This is a genomic window from [Zimmermannella] bifida NBRC 103089 (assembly GCF_001570925.1).
GTDB classification, from domain to species: domain Bacteria; phylum Actinomycetota; class Actinomycetes; order Actinomycetales; family Microbacteriaceae; genus Gulosibacter; species Gulosibacter bifidus.
Map to the genome: position 1 here is coordinate 90270 of NZ_BCSP01000006.1, position 21171 is coordinate 111440.

Annotated in this window: 18 protein-coding genes and 3 tRNA genes; 8 read left to right on the forward strand and 13 right to left on the reverse strand. The window is 62.9% G+C overall.

Annotation, left to right across the window (positions count from 1 at the left end; all coding sequences use genetic code 11):
- Positions 1 to 27 precede the first annotated feature (27 nt).
- The 7 genes from ZBI01S_RS06405 to ZBI01S_RS06435 all read right to left on the reverse strand — a co-directional run bounded on the left by ZBI01S_RS06405 (position 28) and on the right by ZBI01S_RS06435 (position 10379).
- Positions 28 to 909, reverse strand: coding sequence for an aspartate dehydrogenase domain-containing protein (locus ZBI01S_RS06405; protein WP_066058025.1), 882 nt, complete (start codon positions 907 to 909; stop codon positions 28 to 30).
- A 2-nt stretch (positions 910 to 911) separates the two neighbouring features.
- Positions 912 to 2159, reverse strand: a complete 1248-nt coding sequence (locus ZBI01S_RS06410; protein WP_245610560.1) for an SPFH domain-containing protein — start codon at positions 2157 to 2159, stop codon at positions 912 to 914.
- A 77-nt stretch (positions 2160 to 2236) separates the two neighbouring features.
- A complete protein-coding gene (locus ZBI01S_RS06415) occupies positions 2237 to 3685 on the reverse strand; it encodes a dihydrolipoamide acetyltransferase family protein (RefSeq protein ID WP_066058028.1) in 1449 nt (482 codons plus the stop codon).
- A gap of 34 nt (positions 3686 to 3719) precedes the next feature.
- Entirely contained in the window at positions 3720 to 4751 is a 1032-nt protein-coding gene (locus ZBI01S_RS06420; protein ID WP_066058112.1) for an alpha-ketoacid dehydrogenase subunit beta, read from the reverse strand.
- A gap of 11 nt (positions 4752 to 4762) precedes the next feature.
- Positions 4763 to 5902 carry a thiamine pyrophosphate-dependent enzyme gene (locus ZBI01S_RS06425; protein ID WP_066058116.1) on the reverse strand — a complete coding sequence of 380 codons (1140 nt, stop codon included), beginning with the start codon at positions 5900 to 5902 and terminating at the stop codon, positions 4763 to 4765.
- Between the two features lie 457 nt (positions 5903 to 6359).
- Entirely contained in the window at positions 6360 to 8678 is a 2319-nt protein-coding gene (locus ZBI01S_RS06430; protein ID WP_066058031.1) for a hypothetical protein, read from the reverse strand.
- Between the two features lie 219 nt (positions 8679 to 8897).
- Complete coding sequence (locus ZBI01S_RS06435; protein WP_066058034.1) at positions 8898 to 10379, reverse strand: amino acid permease; 1482 nt, start codon at positions 10377 to 10379, stop codon at positions 8898 to 8900.
- Between the two features lie 322 nt (positions 10380 to 10701).
- On the opposite strand from ZBI01S_RS06435, the gene ZBI01S_RS06440 reads away from it, so the two are divergent.
- Positions 10702 to 11214 (forward strand): MmcQ/YjbR family DNA-binding protein, encoded by a 513-nt coding sequence (locus ZBI01S_RS06440; RefSeq protein WP_245610561.1) that lies wholly within the window; start codon positions 10702 to 10704, stop codon positions 11212 to 11214.
- 34 nt (positions 11215 to 11248) lie between these two features.
- Here ZBI01S_RS06440 and ZBI01S_RS06445 read toward each other — a convergent pair whose 3' ends face one another.
- Positions 11249 to 11983, reverse strand: a complete 735-nt coding sequence (locus tag ZBI01S_RS06445) for a hypothetical protein (RefSeq protein WP_159421431.1) — start codon at positions 11981 to 11983, stop codon at positions 11249 to 11251.
- A gap of 237 nt (positions 11984 to 12220) precedes the next feature.
- On the opposite strand from ZBI01S_RS06445, the gene ZBI01S_RS06450 reads away from it, so the two are divergent.
- The 3 genes from ZBI01S_RS06450 to ZBI01S_RS06460 all read left to right on the forward strand — a co-directional run bounded on the left by ZBI01S_RS06450 (position 12221) and on the right by ZBI01S_RS06460 (position 15322).
- The gene (locus tag ZBI01S_RS06450) at positions 12221 to 13057 is read left to right on the forward strand and encodes an SDR family oxidoreductase (RefSeq protein ID WP_066058039.1); all 837 of its coding nucleotides are present in this window, start codon (positions 12221 to 12223) and stop codon (positions 13055 to 13057) included.
- A gap of 131 nt (positions 13058 to 13188) precedes the next feature.
- Positions 13189 to 14616 (forward strand): TrkH family potassium uptake protein, encoded by a 1428-nt coding sequence (locus ZBI01S_RS06455; RefSeq protein WP_159421432.1) that lies wholly within the window; start codon positions 13189 to 13191, stop codon positions 14614 to 14616.
- Positions 14609 to 15322 carry a potassium channel family protein gene (locus ZBI01S_RS06460; RefSeq protein WP_066058044.1) on the forward strand — a complete coding sequence of 238 codons (714 nt, stop codon included), beginning with the start codon at positions 14609 to 14611 and terminating at the stop codon, positions 15320 to 15322. The genes ZBI01S_RS06455 and ZBI01S_RS06460 overlap by 8 nt, the downstream gene beginning before the upstream one ends.
- A gap of 267 nt (positions 15323 to 15589) precedes the next feature.
- On the opposite strand, the gene ZBI01S_RS06465 is transcribed toward ZBI01S_RS06460, so the two are convergent.
- The 4 genes from ZBI01S_RS06465 to ZBI01S_RS06480 form a co-directional block, all read right to left on the reverse strand.
- Positions 15590 to 16018 carry an OsmC family protein gene (locus ZBI01S_RS06465; protein ID WP_066058047.1) on the reverse strand — a complete coding sequence of 143 codons (429 nt, stop codon included), beginning with the start codon at positions 16016 to 16018 and terminating at the stop codon, positions 15590 to 15592.
- Positions 16019 to 16285: 267 nt separating this feature from the next.
- Positions 16286 to 16361, reverse strand: a tRNA-Phe gene (locus ZBI01S_RS06470).
- 58 nt (positions 16362 to 16419) lie between these two features.
- Positions 16420 to 16493: transfer RNA gene (locus ZBI01S_RS06475), tRNA-Asp, on the reverse strand.
- Positions 16494 to 16547: 54 nt separating this feature from the next.
- Positions 16548 to 16620, reverse strand: a tRNA-Glu gene (locus ZBI01S_RS06480).
- Positions 16621 to 17002: 382 nt separating this feature from the next.
- Between ZBI01S_RS06480 and ZBI01S_RS06485 the strand changes: the two genes are divergently transcribed.
- Positions 17003 to 18385 (forward strand): M23 family metallopeptidase, encoded by a 1383-nt coding sequence (locus ZBI01S_RS06485; protein ID WP_159421433.1) that lies wholly within the window; start codon positions 17003 to 17005, stop codon positions 18383 to 18385.
- A gap of 201 nt (positions 18386 to 18586) precedes the next feature.
- On the opposite strand, the gene ppa is transcribed toward ZBI01S_RS06485, so the two are convergent.
- Complete coding sequence (gene ppa, locus ZBI01S_RS06490; RefSeq protein ID WP_066058053.1) at positions 18587 to 19075, reverse strand: inorganic diphosphatase; 489 nt, start codon at positions 19073 to 19075, stop codon at positions 18587 to 18589.
- Here ppa and ZBI01S_RS09845 point away from each other — a divergent pair.
- The 3 genes from ZBI01S_RS09845 to hpt all read left to right on the forward strand — a co-directional run bounded on the left by ZBI01S_RS09845 (position 19074) and on the right by hpt (position 21138).
- Positions 19074 to 19238 (forward strand): hypothetical protein, encoded by a 165-nt coding sequence (locus ZBI01S_RS09845; protein WP_159421434.1) that lies wholly within the window; start codon positions 19074 to 19076, stop codon positions 19236 to 19238. The two genes, ppa and ZBI01S_RS09845, sit on opposite strands and share 2 nt — an antisense overlap.
- Before the next feature lie 9 nt (positions 19239 to 19247).
- A complete protein-coding gene (gene tilS, locus ZBI01S_RS06495; RefSeq protein ID WP_083524577.1) occupies positions 19248 to 20306 on the forward strand; it encodes a tRNA lysidine(34) synthetase TilS in 1059 nt (352 codons plus the stop codon).
- A 205-nt stretch (positions 20307 to 20511) separates the two neighbouring features.
- On the forward strand, positions 20512 to 21138 hold the full coding sequence (gene hpt / locus ZBI01S_RS06500) for a hypoxanthine phosphoribosyltransferase (protein ID WP_066058059.1): 627 nt from the start codon (positions 20512 to 20514) through the stop codon (positions 21136 to 21138).
- Positions 21139 to 21171: the final 33 nt, after the last annotated feature.

The following is a 21171-nucleotide window of genomic DNA, read 5'->3' on the forward strand; positions in this document are numbered from 1 at the left end:
AACCCTTCTAGTTGGGGCCTGGCTGCGTTAGCGGCTGCCGTTGCACCAATTGCGCAGATCGCGCGTCACCGACATGGCAGTGAACCCGCTCGTGCGCGGATTCGACTTCGACGGCGCGTTCTGAAAGTGGAACACGTATTCGCCGGCAGTGCCCGAGCAGCGAATCTCGTGCGAGCTGAGCGTCGCCGAGGCATCGGCGAGAATGCGCACCTGCACCCGCTCGAGCGAGTGCTGCATCGATGCGACGCGAGCGGCAACATCCGCATCTGCCGGCACATAGTCGCGGGTTGCCCAGGCGAGCGCCACGGCAATGTTCACATTGGCCGGAAACTTTGCAATGGCCTCGGCCGGGTTGCCGTGCAGCAACTCGATCGGCTCCTGTTCGGGCTGCAACGCTTCGAGCTCGGCACGCTGGTCATCGGTCATCCACGGGCGCACGAGTGCGCTCGCGAGCTTCGAGGTGCGGATCGAAATCGTGTCGATACCACCGGCCTGCGCGGCCGAACCGAGCGCATCAAACCCGCCAATGGCACCGTTGGTGACGACAAGTTCACCGGGGCCGGCAAGCAGCGCTTCGAGCACCTCGGCGGTTGCGAGCGAACCAACGCTCGACAGCAGCAGCGCGGTGCCCGAAGCAATCACGCGCGGGCCGAGCTCGCTGGCTGCGGGCACACCGGCGCACTCAACCACGATGTCTGCCGCCGCACACAGTTCGTCGAGGGCGGATGCATCCTGGATCGGATACGAAACCTGATCGGCCTCGTACTTGGCCGGATCACGCACGATTGCACCGATGATCTCGATGTCGCCGCGGGCGAGGTCATTGGCAAGGAATCGCTTGCAATCGTTTGCGATGGTGCCGTGACCGAGAAACGCCACCTTGACCGGGCGGGATCGTGTGGTCTGCATGATTAACCCTCCAACTTGCGCAGCTGCTCAAGCAGCGCCGAATTTGTCTGTGATGATGCGTGGGATTCAGACGAGCCAACCCCGGCGCTGGTGTTGATGACCGGCGTGACGCGGGTCTCCGACGTCAGTACGACGAGCATGTTCGAAATGATGTCGACGCGGCGCTCTGGTGTGATGTGGGTCATGCCGTCCTGCTCGAGCTGACCGAGCGCATCCTGCACGATCGAAACCGCACCCTGCACGATGCGCTCGCGAGCGGCGATCACCGCGGCGGCCTGCTGACGCTGCAGCATTGCGGGGGCGATTTCGGGAGCGTACGAGAGCGCCGAGATGCGCGCTTCGACAACCTCAAGACCGGCGAGCTGGATGCGGCTGGAAACTTCGGACGCGATCTGGTCGGAGACCTCGGCCGTCGAATCGAGCAGCGTAACCTGGTCGGGCTCGGTTGAGTCATACGGGTACTTGCCGGTGACGTGGCGCAGCGCCGCCTCGGACTGGGTGGCAACGAACTGTTCGAAGTTCTCGACGGCGAACACGGCCTTGGCGGTGTCGGTCACGCGCCACACGATAATTGCCGCGATATTGATCGGGTTACCGTCGGCGTCATTGACCTTGAGCACGTTCGTCTCGAAGTTGCGAACCTTCACCGATACCGACTTTCGGCTCGAGAACGGGATCGTCAGGCGCAAGCCCTGCGCACGAATCGTGCCCACATACGAGCCAAAGAACTGCACGACCTTGCTGCTACCGGGCGACACAATCGTCAGGCAGCTCATCATCAGGATGAACGACACGATCGATAGCAGCACACCGAGCGCAAATTCTGGGCCGGGGGAGTCGGTGTCGAAGTCGACGCCCGAGGCACCCTGAACGATGCACATCAGGCCGTAGATGAACACCGCACCGAGCAGTAGGAGGGCGAGAAAGCCGTTCATCGACAGCGCGCGGCGCTCGCGGATGTTGAGCGCGTGCTTGTCGTTCGGTTCGTGATTTGGCGACGGCGCAGCCGGCTGGGCTGCCGGTGGCTGGGGCGGCCGCTGCTGTGCGTGTGGGCGTGGCTGGGCCTGCTGTGGCGGCATGCCCGATTGCGGTCGGTGCGTTGGTGCCGGTTGCTGGCCGCGCGCGTACTGGGGCGCTTGTTGGCCCGGTACCGGCTGGCCAGGTACGGGGTGACCCTGCGCTGGCTGACCATGTGCTGGCTGACCCTGCTGGGAGTTCGGCTGCTGCGGAGTGCCTGGATAGTTATTCATCACGCCTGCTTTCTCGTTTGCGTATCAGTCTAAGAAGCCAAGGAAACGCACAGCCTGGCTCGCACGCGTGGAGCGCGCTAGTCGAGCAGCAGCGCGGGCTCTTCGAGAATGGTGGCGACGTCGGCAACGAAGCGCGACGCGACGTCACCGTCGACGAGGCGGTGGTCGAAGGATGCGGCCACGGTGGTTACCTGACGCACCTGCACTTCGCCGTTGACGACCCACGGCTTTGGTCGCACGGCACCGAACGCGAGGATGCCGACTTCACCCGGCATCAGTACTGGCGTGCCGGTGTCGACACCGAATACGCCAACGTTCGTGATGGTGAACGTGCCCTGCTGCTGGTCAGTCGGTGTGGTCTTCCCCTCGCGCGCGGTGATCGTCAGCGTTTCGAGCGCCTTCGCGAGCTGCCGCATCGACAGTGTGTGCGCATCCTTGATATTGGGTACGAGCAGGCCTCGCGGGGTGGCCGCGGCAATACCGAGGTTCACGTAGTTCTTGACGATGTATTCCTCGTCGGTCCAGGTGGCATTCGTGGTCGGATTGCGACGGATTGCCCAGATCACCGCCTTCGCCACGATCAGCAGCGGCGAGATCTTGGTGTCGGCGTAGTCGGGCGAGGCCTTTAGGCGCTTCACGTATTCCATCGTGCGCGTCGCGTCGACGTCGACGAAGAGCGTGACGTGCGGTGCAGTGAACATCGACCGCACCATGTTCTGCGCGATTTGCTTGCGCACGCCGGTAACGCGGTGGCGTTCTTCGCGTTGGTCGCCCCATTCGGGGGTTTCGATGTTGTGGAAGACGCGGGCCTGTTCGGCGTGCAGCACGACATCCTGACGCGTAATCTCGCCGGACTTGCCCGAGGGCTGTACGCGGTTGAGGTCGACGCCGAGGTCTTTGGCGAGCTTGCGAATCGGTGGCTTTGCGAGCACCGGCAGCCCGGTGACACTGGCACTACCGGTACCGGCGGGCATCTGCGCCTGGCCCTCGATGACGCGTTGGCGGTCGGTGGTGTGCGCGCTCGGTGCAGCAGGTGCCGTGGATGCGGGTGGTGCCGCCGGAGCCGAGACCGCTGCCGCTGGTTTGGCCGCGCAGTTTGGTGCCTGGGGTGTTGCCGCGGCTGCTGGGGTCGACTGCGGTGCCGATGCTGCACGGCGCTTGCTGCGACGCGAACTGGGTGCGCCGACCGTGCCGTAACCAACAAGGTTTGCGCCACCCGACTCGGATGCCTGCGTAGTCGCATCCGCACTGCTCGAGGGGGAATCGCTTGCCGCGCCGGAATCGGCACCGGCCGTTTCGGCAACTTCGAGGATGCGGGTGCCCACCTCGATTTCTTCGCCCTCGGCTACGCACAGCTCGGTGACAGTGCCAGCGAAGGGGCTCGACAGTTCCACGAGCGACTTAGCGGTTTCGATCTCGACGAGCACATCGTTGACCGCCACGGTGTCGCCCACGGCTACGCGCCATTGCACAATGGTGGCTTCGGTGAGGCCTTCGCCGACGTCCGGCAGGTTGAATGCGGTCACGAAATCTCCTAGGTACGGGGTAAATCAGGCGAGGCTAGTACGCGAATGCACGGTCGACGGTGTCGAGGATGCGGTCAACATCGGGCAGGTAGTGACGTTCCAGTCGTGCCGGTGGGAACGGCACATCGTAGGCCGCCACGCGCATGACCGGTGCCTCGAGCGAGAAGAAGCAGCGTTCGGTGAGCTGCGCGGCGATCTCGCTGCCGAGCGAGACGTGTCCGGGTGCCTCTTGGGCGACGATCGCGCGGCCGGTCTTGTTCACCGAGTCAACCAGCGGCTGCCAATCGACCGGCGAGAGTCCGCGCACATCGATGACTTCGAGCGAGCGGCCCTCTTCTTGGGCAAGCTGGGCGGCCTGCAGGTTCATGCTGGTTTGCGCGCCCCAGCCGATGAGCGTCGCGTCGGTGCCGATGCGCGCGACGCGGGCGGTATCCATGCCGCCGGCGGGTGCCGTGAAATCGACTTCACCTTTCGGCCAATAGCGTCCCTTCGGCTCCATGAAGATCACCGGGTCATCGCATTCGATCGCTTGCCGCAGCATCCAGTAGGCATCGTTCGGGGTTGAGGGCGCGATCACGCGCAGCCCGCCCGTGTGCGCGAAGTACGCCTCTGGGCTTTCCTGGTGGTGTTCCACCGCGCCAATGTGACCGCCGTAGGGGATGCGGATGACGACTGGCAGGCGCACACGTCCGCCCGTGCGTGCCGGCATCTTTGCGAGCTGCGAGGTGATCTGGTCGAATCCCGGGTACACGAAGCCGTCGAATTGCACCTCGCATACGGGGCGGTAGCCACGCATGGCCAAGCCGATGGCCGCGCCGATAAAGCCCGATTCGGCCAGTGGCGTGTCGATGACTCGCTGCGGGCCAAAGTCTCGCTGCAGATGCTCGGTAATGCGGAAGACACCGCCGAGGGCGCCGATGTCTTCGCCGAGGCAGATCAAGCGGTCGTTTTCGGTCATGGCGTCGCGAAGCGCGCGGTTGAGTGCCTTCGCCATGGGCAGGGTTTCGGTGGATGCCGCCGGCACCGCAGCCGTGGCGGTGGCTGCCGGTTCCGTGGCCGGGTTCATGTCGTGTGCGCTCATGCCTGGCCTCCGCTGGTGGTGTCGTTCTGGAATGAGTTCTCGAACTCGACGAACTCCGCACGCTGCTGGTCGATCGTGGCGTTCGGCGTGGCGTAGGCGTGCGCGAACATGTCGAGCGGTTGTGGCTCTGGCAGCGCAAGCGTGCGGCGTCGCAGGTCGGCGGCGAAATCGGCGGCTTCTACTTGCAGATCATCGAAGAATGCGGCGTCTTCGCCCTGCGCTCGCAGATACGCCTCGAGGCGCGCAATCGGGCAGCGCGCGCGCCAGAACGCTTCTTCTTCGCGCTGGCGGTACTTGGTGGGATCGTCGCTGGTGGTGTGCGGGCCGATGCGGTAGGTCAGCGCCTCGATGAAGGCCGGGCCATTACCGGCCCGGGCTTCGTCAAGATAGTGGCCGGTGACGGCGAAACTTGCCATCACATCGTTGCCGTCGATCTGTACCCCGGGCATCCCGAAACCGTGTGCGCGACGGTAGAGCGGTACCGGTGATTGCATGCGAACCGGTACCGAAATTGCCCACTGATTGTTCTGCAAGAAGAACACCTGCGGGGTGGCGAAGCTCTTGGCGAAGACGAGCGCTTCGTTGCAGTCACCCTGGCTGGTGGCGCCATCGCCGAAGTAGACGATGGTGGCTTCGTCGCGTTCGAGGTCGCCGGTGCCGACGTTGCCGTCGAAGCGTTGGCCCATCGCGTAGCCGGTGGCGTGCAGGGTTTGCGAGGCGATCACCAGCACGTAGTTGCGGAAGCCCTGGGTTGTCGCCGGATCCCAACCGGCGTTGGTGCAACCGCGCAAGAGTGCGAGGACGTTGACGAGGTCGAGGCCGCGGGTGAGGCCGACAGCGTGTTCGCGATACGAGGGGAAGAGCGTATCTTGCGGTCGGGCAGCGAGGGCCGAGCCGACCTGGGCACCTTCTTGGCCCTCGGCAGGTACATAGAGTGCGAGCTGTCCCTGTCGCTGCAAGTTCGTGCCTTCGCGGTCAAACGCGCGGGCGAGGGTCATATTGCGGAACGCGGTTTGCCACAGTTCGTCGGGCGCTTGCCGGATGCGGTCGAGATAGGGCTCGGATGCGGCGGTTGCGTTGATGGTGCCCTCGGGGGAGAGGATGCGTACGGTCGCGTCATCGAACGGCTCGCTGATGTTGGCTGCGGCTGCCGCTGCTGCGCCGGTGGCGTCGGCGGGGTGTACGCCGGATAAGGACTGCTCGGTCACCGTGTGGTCGTCTCCTGGGTTGCGTTCGGTTTCGCCAGTGTATGCACGCGGGCTTGCGCAATCCTGGTGGGCGGCGACAACGAATTCAGATTTTGGTTGTAGCTCATCGAAGAGTTGGTGCGGTTTGCCGGCTGTGAAGTGGATGCGAGTCGGTCGCGTGGCGTTGACGCGCTCGGCGTCGGTGGAGGAGTTGGCGTCACCGTGCGCCGTCGGCGCCGGAATTGTAACGGTGTCCGGACTCGTCTCCGGGAACGTGATCGAGTTAGGCGTTGCACAAACAGCGGCGGGAAACAATCGGGGCCATGCTCAATGCATGAGGCCGTGCGTGGTTGTCAACCGTGTACGTAAAACCGTTCTACGCGAAATGCTGAGTGTTTTCCCGTCGTCAACGGATGTTGTCTTCACTTCTACTGCGCTGGTGCCAACTCGATAATCCAACACCTGCACACAGTACGGCGACCGCTCCAATCGTGAGCGGCAGGACGTCAGCACCGGTGCCAGGGAGATTCCCATCCGCATCCGCGGACTCGTCATTGGTGCCGCTGCTGCGGCTGGGCTTGGGCGGGATGACCTCAGCAGTCGGCGACGAAGGTGACGTGGTGCCGAACTCGCCCGGTGTCGCTGTAGCGGTTGCTGCCGGTTGTTTCGTGGGGGCCATAGTTGCTGGCACCGAGACGACCGGCGCGGATGCGGAGGGTTCGGCAGGTGCGGGACTTGCGGCATTCGGCGTTGACGTTGCAGTCGCCGTGGCGGCTGGCGCACTCGTGGCCTCGAGCGTCCAGCCACTGGCATCACTGCCGCTCAGCTTGGTCACGGACGTTGCGTAACCCGAGAGCGTCGGTGCGGACACGACAAACTGCGGTGCTGCATCCTGGACCGGAAACTCATGCAGCGCAATCTTCCAGTCGCTATCGCGCTCGACCGTGAAGGAGTCGACCCGGTGTGGCTGACCGTCGACAACCTGCATGAGTTCCAATTCAACCGATTCTGGTTGGGCTGCGGTAGCGAGCGGTTTGCCCTGGTTGTCCTGCCACGTCAATGCCACCGTCAGGGTGGTGTCGATGTTGCGACCGAAGGTTATATCACCGGCGCTTGCGATGCCCGCTCCGCGGTCGGCGTGATTGTCTGAGATCGTGAGCGATGCTCGGGCTGAAGCCAGTGCAAGACCATCAGCGTCGAGTTCGCTGTGGATAGTCACGGCGGTATCGAACGTCTGTGGCGGGTAGGCCGATGCGGTGGCTGGGTCGAACCGTGCCGTGGATGCATCCTGGTACCAGGTCGCTTCGGCGCCACCGTAGGCTCGTGGGCCGGTCGTGAGCTCGCCGTGGAACGCGGTTCCGTAGTTTTCGGCCGCTATGTCATCGCCCGCAATCTCGGCACTGTTCTCGCCGATCGCAACACCGCCGGAGGCATTCAGCGCGGTGGTGCCGCTCGGTGCCAACCAAATGCCGCCACCTTGCGTTGCCGCTGCGTTCTTGGTGACGACAGCGTTTTTGATGGTGGCACCGTACTTGTCGCTGGTGACGTACACGCCGCCGCCCTGCAGCGTCGCTGAGTTGCCGGCAATGGAGCCGCCACTGAGCGTCACCTTGGTCGAGCTAATGCTGATACCGCCGCCGGTTGTGGATGCGGTGTTGTCGCGGATTTCGCCGCCGGTCATGGTGAACTCGGCCGGGTACGACGCTGCCCATTCACTTGGCGCTACGGATGCTTCGGCGCACTGTCCGTCCTTGCTATTGCCCCGATCATCGGCGGCAAAGCAAAGATCCTGCACGCTGACGCCGGCGCCGGAGCCGCCAGTTACGTTGGCATCGACGCTGCCACCGCTCATGGTGACGCGCGTGTTGCCGAGCGCGGCGATACCGCCGCCGTTCGTGGCGCGATTGGCGGAGATGACGGCGTTGTCGCGCAGGTTCACGGTGGCTGGGCTGTGCTTGGTGAGGGAGTACGCAGCAATGCCGCCGCCCTGCTGGCCGTCGTTTTGATAGATCTCGGTGCCCGCAACGTTCACGGTACCGCCGGCGTTAACGAAGACGCCGCCGGCAACCAGCCCGGTCTTGCCGGTGTAGGCAGACGTGCCGTTTTCGTAGATGGCGCCGCCGTTCAGGTCGGCAGTTCCGCCCCGGGCGACATAGACGCCGCCGGCTGCGCGCTCAACACTGTCGTCGCTAACGCGGTTGTCGTGGATGGCGCCGCCGGACATGATGAAACGTGCGTCGGTGCCTTCGACGGTGATCGCACCAGTCTCGCCACCCAGATTTTGGCTGCCCGAGACGGTTGCCCCGTCAAGCATGGTGAATTCGCCCCGGACATCAATCAGGCCGTAGCTGAGGGCCGTGGCATCGTTACCACGCACCGTCAGGCCCGCGCCGAGAGTGGCCTTGCCACCCGCATCCACCTCGATCGCCACATTGCCGCCGCCCTGCTGCAGGGTGCCGCCATTGATGCCGACGAAGGTGATGTCCGCGCCCGCCGGAACGACTGCGCCGCCGGCAAAGGTGCCATCGATGGTAATCGTTGACGGGGTCGTGCCGGCCGTGCGAATTGCTGCCTTGAGCTGGGCATCATTTTGCACCGTGGCATTGGCTGCCTGTGCCGCTGGCGCGGGGAATCCGAGACACATGAGCGCTGCGCAAACGAGCGCAATAACCAGCGCGTGGGCGGAAGAACCGCGACGCTTGAGGTGAGCAGAACGGTGCATCATGTGGGTTCCAATCGTTGCCCGGTTTGATTGGCAACCTTTCCAGCGTAACGAGATCTGACGGGATAACCAGGGGTGCGCTGAAGCAAAACGATAACGATTTAGTGTTGTCAGGCAGGTGCGCGGGTGCATCCGTAGAAACGGCATCCGGCCCGGATGCACGCATGGGTGCGGTCCGAGCCGGATGCGGTAGTGACGGGCGTGGCCGTTACGAGTGAAGTGCTAGCGACCCTCGTGCGGGCGGTTGTCGCCAACCGTCTGCAGCACTTCGGTGTGGAACTTGTGGTCGAGGCGACCCGAAGCCTTGAGGTTGCGGCGGGCCATTGGCCAGAATGCGACGAGTACGGCGACGGATGCGAGGGTCGAGACCACCTGCAAGAACCCGTCTTCGGTGAAGCACATGATGACCACGATTGCGATCACGCCGAGCATGACGAGGATTGCTGGGATCGGGTGTGCCCAGGTCTTGAGCTCGAGTGCGTCTTCTTCGCGCTTCGACATCTTGCTGCGCAAGCGCCACTGCGTGAGTGCGATGAAGAAGTAGACGAACAGCGCCACGAGACCGGCCGAGTTCATGATGAACGTGAACAGCGGGGTGTCGGGGAACAGGAAGTTGACGAGCACGGCAAGGAAGCCGCCCGAGGTCGAGGCAAGCACAGCGACCCAGGGCACACCGTTGCTAGCGCGGGAGCCAATGAACTTCGGTGCCAAACCCTCATCCGACAGTGCCGCGAACATGCGCGCGGCCGAGTAGAGGCCCGAGTTGAGTACCGAGAACACAGCGGTGAGGATGACGGCGCTCATGACGCCCGCGGCAACCTGGGTTGCGCCCGGGCCGAAGAGGCCACCGAAGATCTTGCCGAAGACGAACGCGAACGGGCCGATTTCGTCCGGGTCTGGCAGCTCGGTCCACGGCACGACCGACAGGATGATGAAGATTGCGCCCAGGTAGAAGAGCATAATGCGCCAGATAACCGTGTTGCTGGCCTTGGTGACGCCGCCCTTCGGGTCCTCAGATTCAGCAGCGGCCATAACGGCGATTTCGGTGCCGAAGTACGAGAAGATCACCAGTGCGACACCGCTCACGATCGGCCAGACTCCATTCGGTGCAAAGCCACCGTGGTTGACGATATTGCCGATTGAGAAGGTGGCATCTGGCCACAGGCCGAAGGCGAAGAGGATACCGAGCACGAGGAAGACCACGATGGTGATGACCTTGATGCTGGCGAGCCAGAACTCGACCTCGCCGAAGGAGCGCACCGAAGCCAGGTTTACACCGGTAAAGAGCGCCAGGAAGATGAGCGAGAAGACCCACTCCGGGATCATCGGGAACCACATATTGAGGGTTTCGCCGCCGACGACTGCCTCGAAGGCGATCACGCCAACCCAGAAGTACCAGTAGAGCCAACCGATGAGGTAGCCAGCCCACGGACCGACACCCTGACGGGCGTATTCCATGAACGAACCGACAGCCGGGCGAGCAATAGCCATCTCGCCGAGCATGCGCATCACAAGGATGACCAGGAGGCCACCAATGGCGTACGACAACAGTGCTGCCGGGCCGACGCTCTTGATGACGTTGCCGGAGCCAACGAAGAGGCTGGCGCCGATGATGCCACCAAGGGTGATCATCGTGATGTGACGGTTCTTGAGTTTTTTGTCGCCGGTCGACTCCGTCGTCGGCGAGGACTTTGCAGTACTCACGGGGCTCCATTAGTGCGCAGCATCGCGCGGATGTTGGCGCTGCGTTGCGCGAATATGTAGGGAACAATCACGGTTGTGATTGGGGTGGTCCCCGAAATCTGGTGCATCGGTGGACCGGCTATTCACTCTAGTAGCGAGTTGAAACGTGTCAAGTGTTTTCTTGGTTGCCTACAAGCCGCTGGGGGTCAGTGCGGTGCAACTTTAGGCATTCGTATATGTCGCGCAGCTAATTCGTTTTACCGTTGGCATGCGGGATGCGCGAAGTTTCGGTGTGTTGCGGCGAACGTTGCGGATTGTGGATGCGATTGAGGTGGGTGCGCGGATGTCCGGTGGTGAACACGGCGAATCGAGCGCGATGCTGTCGGGCGAGGCGCTGTTTGCGGTCGCGGCAGCCCGCGCGAGTGAACTTCCGGGCGCCGACTGTACGCATCCATTCGGGCCGGACTGGGACGTCTACAAGGTGCGCGATCGAGTCTTCATGCTTGCAACTCGACTGGTCGGTCGGCCGATCGTGACGGTGAAAGTGTCACCGCCCGAAGGGGACGTGTTGCGTGAATCGTTTGCGCAGATCAGCCCCGGTTATCACATGAACAAACGGCATTGGATCACGCTCGACGGTTTCGACAGCCCCACGGTCGCAGTGGTGCCGGGCGGCGACGACAACGTTCTCGATGAAGCGCTCGTCGAAGACCTGATCACCGGGTCGTATCTACTGGTGTTGGAGCGAAACGTGCCGCGCTCGAAGTGGCCGGTTGATCCCGCGACTTTTGGTCGTCGCGATGCTGACGACCCACGCACGGACGGTCCCGTCGCTGACGGTCCACGCGGATCGTAGGTCGGGTGGGCTAGGCCGAAGTGGAGTCGTTCTACTAGTCGAAGCCGGGAAGGATCATCAACATTACGGCGAGGAACGGGAGAATCAACGCCGTTGAAATCAACTCGGTAGACATGTGCTTCTGTCCGCGCGAGCGTGCCCGCCTGCCAGCAATGATCATTGCGATGCTGCTGCCCGCGCCAAACGCCGCACCGGTCCACATCACTGCGGTCGTTGGCAATGAGAAGGGTGCGTAATGCCAGAGAGCCGCGAGAACAACCAGCCCGATGCAATAGACCATGCCGAAGGCAACGAGCCACCCAGCGTGCGCCAGCATCCAGGGCACGGGCAGCTTGGTCAGGCCAATGACGAACGCAAGGATGCCAATTAGCGCGACTAGGGGTGACAGTAGGAAAGGTAGCGTGTCGCCAACGGTGCCTTCGATGAGAGACCGCGCAGTTAGCGCAAACACGGCCGCGCCGAAGATGCCAACAAATGTGCACACGATGCCCAAGTAGTGCACGTGAGTGGCACCGAGGGCTTCGGCGATCACGTGGCCGCGGCTTGGCGGCATATTCGCGTCGCGGCCGGCAACTTTGGCAGCAAAGTCGTTGGGTGCGCCGAACTGCATGCGTGGGGAAGACTGCGTCGTGGCACAGGTGTGTTCGACGAACGAAATAGTGCGTTGAATCTGCTCGGGTGGCAACCGGTGCTGTTGCAGATGCCAAACCGTTTCGCGCATCCATTCGGCGCCGGCGCCTTGCAAGGGAGCGGGGGAGTTTGGCTGCATGCGTCGAGCCTTCGCTGTTAGTGGGGTGGATGCGGATGGTCGGTATCGCGCGTTGGTGCGTCCATGATGGCACGTCGGTCTTGGTGGGCAAGAGGGGTTCCGTTGATTGACACGGCGCGGCGTCGGTGGCGGGCTCCAGTCGTTTTCGTATCCAGAAGTGACTCAGATGCGGCATGGATGATGCGGGCTGACGCATCCACGTTGCAATCACGACTGCACGCCACAGAAAGGACCAGCATGTCACGCACCTACATCATCACCGGGGCCGGATCGGGAATCGGCAAGGCAGCCGCTGACCAGCTTCGAGAACAGGGCAACGTCGTGGTTGGCGTTGACCTTCGCGGCGCCGAAATCGAATGCGATCTTGGCACTTCCGCGGGCCGCCAGCAGGCCGCGGCCGATGCGCTGGCCATGACCGGTGGCAAGGTGGATGCGGTTATTGCGTCGGCGGGTATCTCGCATCCCGTGCCCGCCACGATCGCGGTTAACTACTTTGGCGCCGTTGAATTCCTCGAAGCCGTGCGCCCAGCGTTGGCTGAATCGGACGCACCCCGCGCGGTGGTCGTCTCGTCGATGTCGTCGCTGCAGCCACAGCACACGCCGCTGACCGAAGCGATGCTTGCCGGCGATGAACCCGCATCCCTTGATATTGCGGCGCAGCTGGCGCAAGACCCGCGTGCGGGCGGACTGATCTACGCATCTTCAAAGCGCGCCCTCTCGCGCTGGGTGCGTCGCGAGTCGATTGCCTCTGATTGGGCAGGTGCCGGGATTCCGCTGAACGCGGTCGCGCCGGGAATTGTGCTGACGCCGATGACCGCCGACCTCGTCGGGAACGACGAATCGCGTGCGTTCGTGGATGCGGTCGTGCCGATGCCGCTGAACTACCACCAGCCACCGGAATCGATCGCCAGCCTGCTGATTTGGCTCGCATCCGCTGAAAACTCGCACTGCGCGGGCCAGACCATCTATTGCGACGGTGGGTCGGACGTCGTGCTGCGCGGCGAAGATGCCTGGTCGTGGGCCGACGAGCGCGTGGGCGAATACTTCGCCAAGGTGATGGGCGGCGCCCAGTAGCTGCCGTTGTGGTCTGCGCTTTCCGCGCTAGAGCCTGCGTTTATGGTTAGCAAACTGGCGAGTTTACGGGCGCAGAAATTTCGTTAAAAAACACTCGCTTGGCATTGCATGCGGTGCTAGATTCACGAGCTGTGGTTACACCGTTGATCGGTTCGCCGTCACCTCGACGAGCCCCACTGCGCACGCTCAATGTGTCCAAACGCCCCCGACGTCAGCGCGACGGGCGCCTCCGCTATACGCCGCGTTGGAGTCCCGCCCAAACCGTCTGCCTGGCGTTCATCGCCGTCATTACTGCCGGCAGCCTCGCGTTGATGCTGCCGATCAGCTCGAATGCTGCTCCCGCATCCCCGCTGCACGCCGTGTTCGTCGCGACCAGCGCGATCACCGTAACCGGGCTTACACCCGTCGATACCCACGTGGCCTGGACCGGATTTGGGCAAGCCGTCATCCTCATCCTCATTCAATTGGGAGGCCTGGGGGTGATGACGTTCACTTCGGTTGTCGGCATCGCCCTGACGCGCCGACTCGGACTGCAATCGCGCTTGATCGCGTCTGCGGAATCGCGCACGGTCGACTTTGATGATGCCCGTGCCGTGCTGCTGTCGATCATCCGCATCGTCGTGGTTTGCGAAGCGGTTGCCGCAGTGGTGCTCTACCTGGCATTCGTCGTCGGGCACGGCCTTGACCCGGTCGCATCGATTTGGGATGCGGTATTCCACGCCGTTTCTGCGTTTAATAACGCGGGCTTCTCGACCTTTGAAGGTAACCTGGTCGACTTCGTCGACTCACCCTGGGTGTGCCTGCCGATCGCACTGTGCATCATCATCGGTGGTCTTGGTTTTCCGGTCATCGCGCAGATCCTCAAGTTTGGCCCCAAATGGAACCGGCTCTCGATCAGCGCAAAAATGGTGCTCACCGCCACGCCGATCCTCTTGCTCGTCGGTATGGGCGCCTTCGTGTTGTTCGAGTGGAACAACCCGCAAACGCTTGGCCAATACGATTTCGGCACCCGCATGCTCGCCGGGTTCTTCCAATCGGTACAGACTCGAACGGCCGGGTTCAACTCCATCGATTTCGGTGCACTGCATCCCGAAACCCTGCTCATCGTTGATGTGCTGCAGTTCATCGGTGGCGGCCCTGCCGGAACCGCCGGCGGTATCAAGATCACCGTATTCATGGTTATCGCCGCCGCCATCGTTGCCGTCATCCGAGGCGACGGCAGCGTGCACCTCTTTGGTAAGCGCATCCACGATGCGGTTGTTCGCCGTGCCGCGGCGATTGGCGTTACCGCCCTCGGGCTCTGTGTCGCGGTCACCCTATTGCTGCTCGTCGTCACCCCGTTCACCATCGAACAGGTGGGGGTCGAAGTCACGAGTGCCTGGGGCACCGTTGGGCTCAGTACCGGCATCACGGGCGATCTGCCGCCAGTGGCAATGATCGCGATCACGTTGCTGATGTTTATTGGCCGACTTGGGCCAATGACGATTGCGGCGGCCTTGGTGCCGGCAGTGCGCCCGTTGCCATATGAACTTCCAGAAGAAAGGCCGATCATTGCGTAATTCACGGCAAGGAACAATCCGTATTCAAGATGCGGTGTGTGTCATTGGGCTCGGACGGTTTGGTACCGCAGTTGCCACCGAACTCATGAAAGACGGTGTTGAAGTACTGGGGATCGATCCCGATGACCATGTTGTGCAGGCGATGGACGGCAGCGTCACTCACGTCGTTCGGGGCGACGCTACCCAGGAAGTCACGCTGCGGAAGCTCTCGGTGCACGAATTTGAAACCGTGGTGGTCGCGATTGGTGGCAGCATCGAAGCGAGCATTTTGGTTACCGGACTGCTGCGGAAGTTCGGGGTACCGAACATCTGGGCCAAAGCAGTGAGCGACCAGCACGCCGAGATCCTGAAGCAACTCGGTGTCCCTCACGTGGTGAAGCCCGAAACCGATATGGGGCGGCGCACGGCGCACCTCTTGCGCGGCACGCTCGAAGAGTATGTCGAGTTCGCCGGTGACTTTGTCATCACGCAGCAGCTCGCACCCGAGTTTGCGATTGGAACACCGATCGGCGAATTGCGGCTGCGTCGAAACTACGGAGTGCACATTACCGGCATGCGCCACCCGGGGGAACCCTGGCAGATCGCGTTGCCCGAAACGGCGCTGCGTCGCGGCGACCACATTCTCGTGGCCGGCAACCGGCGTAACGCCGACAACTTCGCGCGCCTGCCCCGAACCGACGACCTAGACAGCGAACTCGACGCGTAGCGCACTTGCGCGCGGCCGGCGTGCCGCACCCACCGGCCTGCCGCATCCCACTGGCCTGCCGCACCCCATCGGCCTGCCGCATCCCACCGGCCGTTGAGGCCTGCTTTGCACAGTTTGTGCTGCGAATAGCGTGCAATATCGGCCACAACGCGGGCAGGCCTCGTGCGTTGTGGCCGATATTGGCGGGCCCGTGAATTGGCCGCATAGTGAATTGGCCGCTTTGTGAATTGGCAGGTCTGGCCGGTTCGGATGCGTTCGGTGCCGTACCTAGGCCAGGGTGATTTTGAGCGGGGTCGCGTTTGCGAGGTTGTCGCCAACCGGGCAGCGGCCCTTGGCTTCGTCGATGATCTGCTGGTTAGTTGCCGCATCAGCGTCGGTCTCGAGCGCAACCTGCAGGCGGATCTGCTGGAAGCCGGCGCGCGCATCCGTTTGCTGACCGAGCACCTTCGCCGGGTCAAGGTCGCCCTCGGCTGAGAGGTTGCAGTTCGTGACGGTCACGCCGCGCTCGCGGGCGACGAGGTGTACGACCACGTTGAAGCAACCCAGCAGCGCCGCGAGCGAGTACTCGACCGGGTTGGGAGCCGCATCCTTGCCACCGAGGTCGGCCGGTTCGTCGATAAGGAACCGAAACTGGCGGGCCGCAACTTCAATCTGGGTCGGGGTCGTGGCAGATGCGGTTACTCGGTAGGTCGACATGTGTGCTCCGTTCGTCGTGGTTCGGGTGTGGTCGACGACGTTAGGTGCGGGATGCGGGGGAGCGCGAGTTGTGTTTCGGCATGCGTCGCCGTGTGACGCTGCGTGACGTCGTTTCGCTCATCAATCCGATGCGGTTTCTCCGTTTCCGTGCGCGTTTGGCAGAAATTGATGAGTCAAACGACGCCGTGGTGTGCGCTCGGGGATGAGGGTGTGCGCGAAGCCAGCAGCGGAAACGCAAAACACCCCTTGCCTAAGCAAGGGGTGTGGTGGTGGCTCCGACCGGCGTCGATCCGGTGACCTTTCGATTTTCAGTCGAACGCTCTACCAACTGAGCTACAGAGCCAAGCAGCTGTCGCTACTGAGCGAAACGCCCTCATCCGAGGACGAGGGCGATGCACTCGCGACCCTGACGGGACTTGAACCCGCGACCTCCGCCGTGACAGGGCGGCACGCTAACCAACTGCGCTACAGGGCCTTATGAATTTATTCGACGGTTTAACTTATCAGCTTCTCCACGATGTTGCCACCGTGACCCCAACGGGATTCGAACCCGTGTTGCCGGCGTGAAAGGCCGGTGTCCTAGGCCTCTAGACGATGGGGCCGAGCTGAACGGTAGAACCGCCGAGGAAAGAGCTTATGTGTAAACCGGGGTGCCGCGCAAGTCGGATGACGAAAAACATTTCGCGACCCCGCGTATCCCGCTAAAACACTGGCAAGTGCCGGGTCATGAGAAATCTCGACTTCGGTGTGTCGCGCACGCGCACGTGTGTAATAAATGGCGAATGCGGCGTCTCGGTGGGGTGCAATCGTGACGAAAAAGGCTGGGAAAGCCGGTAAATCCGCGCGAGAGGGTTACAAAATCGCAACATCCTCGGTACTGTTTCCAGAGTTATCAATGTGAAAACTGTGGTCAAAGTGGTGTGCGAGACATCCACATCCTGGTTTTCGCGACGAATACTGTCCGCGACAGAAACGAGAATGTTCATGGCAACCACCGCGAACCGCGGCGCACGATCGACTTTCCGTCGGCGCGCGCCAAAGCGATCGGGATTGCTGACGGTCGTCGCCGGCGCACTCGTATTCGGTGTCCTCGCTCCTGGCACGATGGCCTCGGCCAAACCACTCGAGGACTACGCCACCTGGGATGACGTCGTCGCAGCACAGGGTGACGTTGACGAACAGAACGCGCTGATCGCTGACATCAAGTCGCAGATCGAAGATCTCAAGTCGCAGGTTGCGCAGGCAGAAAAGGAAGCTGACGCGGCAGGCCAAACCTATGCCGCAGCGCAGAGTGCCGCGACTGAACAACGCGCGCAGGTGCACACACTGCAGACCCAGGCCGACGAAGCTCGCGCTAAGGCAGAAGAGGCCGAGACTGAGGCCGGTGCCTACGCCGCAGCCATGGCGAACAGCGTGCCGTCAGACCCGACCGTGCAGCTACTCGCGCAGCCAGAAAGCGCCGATCAGTTCCTGCGTGGCATGTCGACGATTTCAAAGCTGGGTACACACAACGGCGAGGTGTACCAAGAGGCGCTGAGCGCCCGAAACAACGCTGACCAGCTTTCGGCGCAGGCCGAAGATGCGCTCGCCGAACTCGAGCAGCTCGAAGCTGAAGCGCAGTCGTCATATGAAGCCGCTGTTGCCGCGCAGCAGAACCTGCAGACAAAGCGCGACCAGAAGATCAACAAGGGTTCGGAGCTCGAAGCGATGCTCGTGCCGTTGATGGAGCGCCGCGATGTCGTTCAGGCCGACTACGAAGAGGGCGAACGCAAGCGCGAAGAAGAGCGCAAGCGTCAAGAAGAAGAGCGGCGTCGCCGGGCAGAAGAAGCCCGCAAGGCCGCTGAAGAAGCTGCCCGCAAGGCCGCTGAAGAAGCGGCCGCATCCGGCGGATACGCACCACCGGCCCCGTCAGGTGACGGCGGTGGCGACAGCAGCGTCACCACGGGCGCCTACGCCTATCCAATGGACCCTGCCGGTTGGATCACCGACTACTTCGGCCCGCGACTCCACCCGGTTTACGGCTACTGGAAGATGCACACCGGCATTGACCTGACCGTCCCCGGAGGCACGTGTTGGGCACCAATTTATGCGGTTACCGACGGCGTCGTAACGCTCGCTAGCTACCTCGATGGTTGGGGCAACATGCTCATCTATGAGGATGCTGAAGGCTCGGTATTTATGAACGCTCACATCTCTGATGGCGGTTTCGCGGCGTACCCGGGCGAACACGTTTCTGCTGGTCAGGTCGTTGCGTACGCCGGCACGACCGGCCCGTCGACCGGTTGCCACCTGCACTTCGAAATCCAGCAGGGCGGTACTCCGATTGATCCGCTGATCTGGCTGGGCAACCGCGGCATGTACTACTAATCCGCGGTCACGACAGCACAAGCAGTAACGGGGGATGCGCAGCTATGCGCATCCCCCGTTTGCTTCCCCGCATCTCGTGCGGATGCGCGTGGTTGCGCACGAAAATGCCCGGGGCACTTGCGCGACCCCGGGCATCCGGAATGCGTTAGCCGTTACGCGACCCGCATGCGGCCGGATACTCGACCTGCGCTGGGGTGAGTTTTACTCGGCTGGTGTGAACGCGGCGATCGAACGCTGAATGATCTCGTCAGCTTCGGCGGCGGTGCCCCAAGCCTCGACCTTGACCCACTTGCCTGGCTCGAGGTCCTTGTAGTGCTCGAAGAAGTGCTTGAGCTGGTCGCGGGTGTTCTGTGGCACGTCCTCGAGCTCCTGGATGTGCGCGAAACGAGGGTCCTTGTGTGGAACACACAGGATCTTGTCGTCGCCACCGGCTTCGTCGGCCATGCGCAGCACACCAACGGGGCGGACCTTGAGGCCTACGCCCGGGAATACCGGGTACTCGAGCAGCACGAGTGCGTCCAGCGGGTCGCCGTCGTCGGCGAGGGTGTCTTCGAAGTAGCCGTAGTCAACCGGGTAAACGAATGGCGTGAACAGCACGCGGTCGAGGTAAACGCGACCGGTTTCGTGGTCGACCTCGTACTTGTTGTGGCTGCCGCGGGGGATCTCGATGACGACATCGTAGGTGCCCATGAGTGCTCCTTATAAACAGATTGCGGGGATGCGTGCGCAGCTCGTGGCTGCAACGTCCCCTAGCGTAGCGCCTATAGGTGCAGCAACTTGGGCGCTGGATGCGGGCGCCGTTCGCGGTGCCGTTGGTCGCGAGTACCTGCCGCCAGCCGGGCAAAACCGTTAGGCTGGCGGGGTGACTGATCGACCTCGACTGACTCCACCGGTAGCTGATATTCGTCGCGCCGTGCGTAACGCCGTCCGTGGCGTTGCGGCCGAGAACGACCTGGTACTTGTTGCGCTCTCGGGCGGTGCTGACTCGCTGGCGCTGGCTGCAGCGGCAGCGTTTGAACTGCCGCGTGCGGGGATGCGCGCGGGTGCGGTCATCGTCGATCACCAAATGCAGCCGGGATCGGCTGCGCAGGCACAGCGTGCCGCAGCGCAAGCTCGTGAACTCGGTCTCGACCCGGTCGTGATCGAAACGGTTGACGTGACCGACGACGGTGCGGGACCAGAAGCATCCGCCCGTGCCGTTCGCTATGCGGCCATCGACCGCGTGCGTAACGAACTCGACGCGTCGTGGGTGCTGCTCGGCCACACGCTCGACGACCAGGCTGAAACGGTGCTGCTGGGCCTTGCCCGCGGTTCCGGGGGCAAGTCGCTGCACGGCATGGCGGTCGTTAACGACGCGCTGATCCGCCCGCTTTTGGGTATTCGCCGCCGCGAAACCGAGCAGGCCTGTGCCGATCAGGGGCTCGACGCCTGGCACGACCCGATGAACGACGACGAGCGCTACAAGCGGGTCCGCATCCGCAAGAACGTGATGCCGCTGCTCGAATCCGAACTCGGCCCGGGCATCGCCGAGGCGCTCGCGCGCACCGCAACGACACTGCGCGAAGACTCCGAAACGCTCGATGCACTCGCGCTCGAATGGGCGCAAGAAATCGTTGGTACGGATGCGGACGGTCGCGTCACCCTCGACGTTGGCGGTCTCGTAACACAGCCCGCCGCGCTGCGTCAGCGCATCTGCCGCGCCGTTGCCGAGCAGGGTTTTGGCGTCTCGCTTTCGCGTGCGCACACCATGGCGGTCGCCTCACTTGCGACCGAGTGGCGTGGCCAAGGCCCGATCGATCTGCCCGGAATCCGGGTGGAGCGCACCGCAGGGCGCCTGTTCTTTGGGGCTGCGGGGCGCGACGAACACGACGACGAACCGGATGCATCCGGTAGCGAACCCGAAGCGACCGCAGCCGAGTAGCCGGTCGCGAGCGCATCCCCGAGGTTCTGCGCAAATGGGCGGACTCTTGGTGGCAAATGCGGTTACATTTGAATGCAGGTTGCGAACACCTATATGGGTGCCGGCGAAAGCGGCCGAAATGGTCGCGCGAGCTTGATACTCGACTTGAGGTGTCGCATCCGTGCCCTCGATGTGGTCGAGGGGTCACCCGGGCGAAAGGACTGCCGTGCGAGCCAGTGTAATTTCTGAAAATGTTCGAGAAGTACTGCTCACTGCCGAGCAAATTAAGGACCGTATCGCGGAGCTCGCCCGTGATATCGAACGCGACTACGAAGGCCGCAAGCCGCTGCTGATCGGTGTGCTCAAGGGCGCGGTGATGGTCGTATCCGACCTCGCTCGTGAACTGCAGATCGACCTCGAAATGGACTGGATGGCGGTTTCGTCGTACGGTTCGGGCACGGTTTCGTCGGGTGTGGTACGAATTCTGAAGGACCTCGACACCGACCTCAGCGGCCGCGACGTGTTGATCGTTGAAGACATTATTGATTCGGGTCTGACGCTGAGCTGGCTCAAGCAGAACCTCGAATCGCGCGGTGCGGCATCGGTGCAGATCTGCACGCTGCTGCGCAAACCGGAGCGGTTGAAGGTGGATGTGCCGGTGCGCTACATCGGGTTTGACGTGCCGAACGAGTTTGTCGTCGGTTACGGTCTCGACCACGATGAGCGCTATCGCAACCTGTCCGATGTCGTAGTGCTGAAGCCCTCGGCCTTTGGTGGCAGCGACGACGAGATTTCGGGGCCGGTTGAACCGGCTCGCAAGGTCGTAACGCCCGGGCTCGGCGACGATAACTAGGGCGCTTAGCTGGCCCGGTGCCCGCTCGTTGGG

Excerpts from the sequence above, each read along its gene's own strand:
- ZBI01S_RS06440 (WP_245610561.1), top strand. The coding sequence starts at position 10,702 with ATGTCCGGTGGTGAACACGGCGAATCGAGCGCGATGCTGTCGGGCGAG.
- ppa (WP_066058053.1), bottom strand. The coding sequence starts at position 19,075 with ATGGGCACCTACGATGTCGTCATCGAGATCCCCCGCGGCAGCCACAAC.
- ZBI01S_RS06465 (WP_066058047.1), bottom strand. The coding sequence starts at position 16,018 with ATGTCGACCTACCGAGTAACCGCATCTGCCACGACCCCGACCCAGATT.
- ZBI01S_RS06445 (WP_159421431.1), bottom strand. The coding sequence starts at position 11,983 with ATGCAGCCAAACTCCCCCGCTCCCTTGCAAGGCGCCGGCGCCGAATGG.
- ZBI01S_RS06450 (WP_066058039.1), top strand. The coding sequence starts at position 12,221 with ATGTCACGCACCTACATCATCACCGGGGCCGGATCGGGAATCGGCAAG.
- ZBI01S_RS06405 (WP_066058025.1), bottom strand. The coding sequence starts at position 909 with ATGCAGACCACACGATCCCGCCCGGTCAAGGTGGCGTTTCTCGGTCAC.
- ZBI01S_RS06420 (WP_066058112.1), bottom strand. The coding sequence starts at position 4,751 with ATGAACCCGGCCACGGAACCGGCAGCCACCGCCACGGCTGCGGTGCCG.
- ZBI01S_RS06485 (WP_159421433.1), top strand. The coding sequence starts at position 17,003 with ATGGCAACCACCGCGAACCGCGGCGCACGATCGACTTTCCGTCGGCGC.
- ZBI01S_RS09845 (WP_159421434.1), top strand. The coding sequence starts at position 19,074 with ATGAGTGCTCCTTATAAACAGATTGCGGGGATGCGTGCGCAGCTCGTG.
- ZBI01S_RS06410 (WP_245610560.1), bottom strand. The coding sequence starts at position 2,159 with ATGAATAACTATCCAGGCACTCCGCAGCAGCCGAACTCCCAGCAGGGT.
- ZBI01S_RS06430 (WP_066058031.1), bottom strand. The coding sequence starts at position 8,678 with ATGATGCACCGTTCTGCTCACCTCAAGCGTCGCGGTTCTTCCGCCCAC.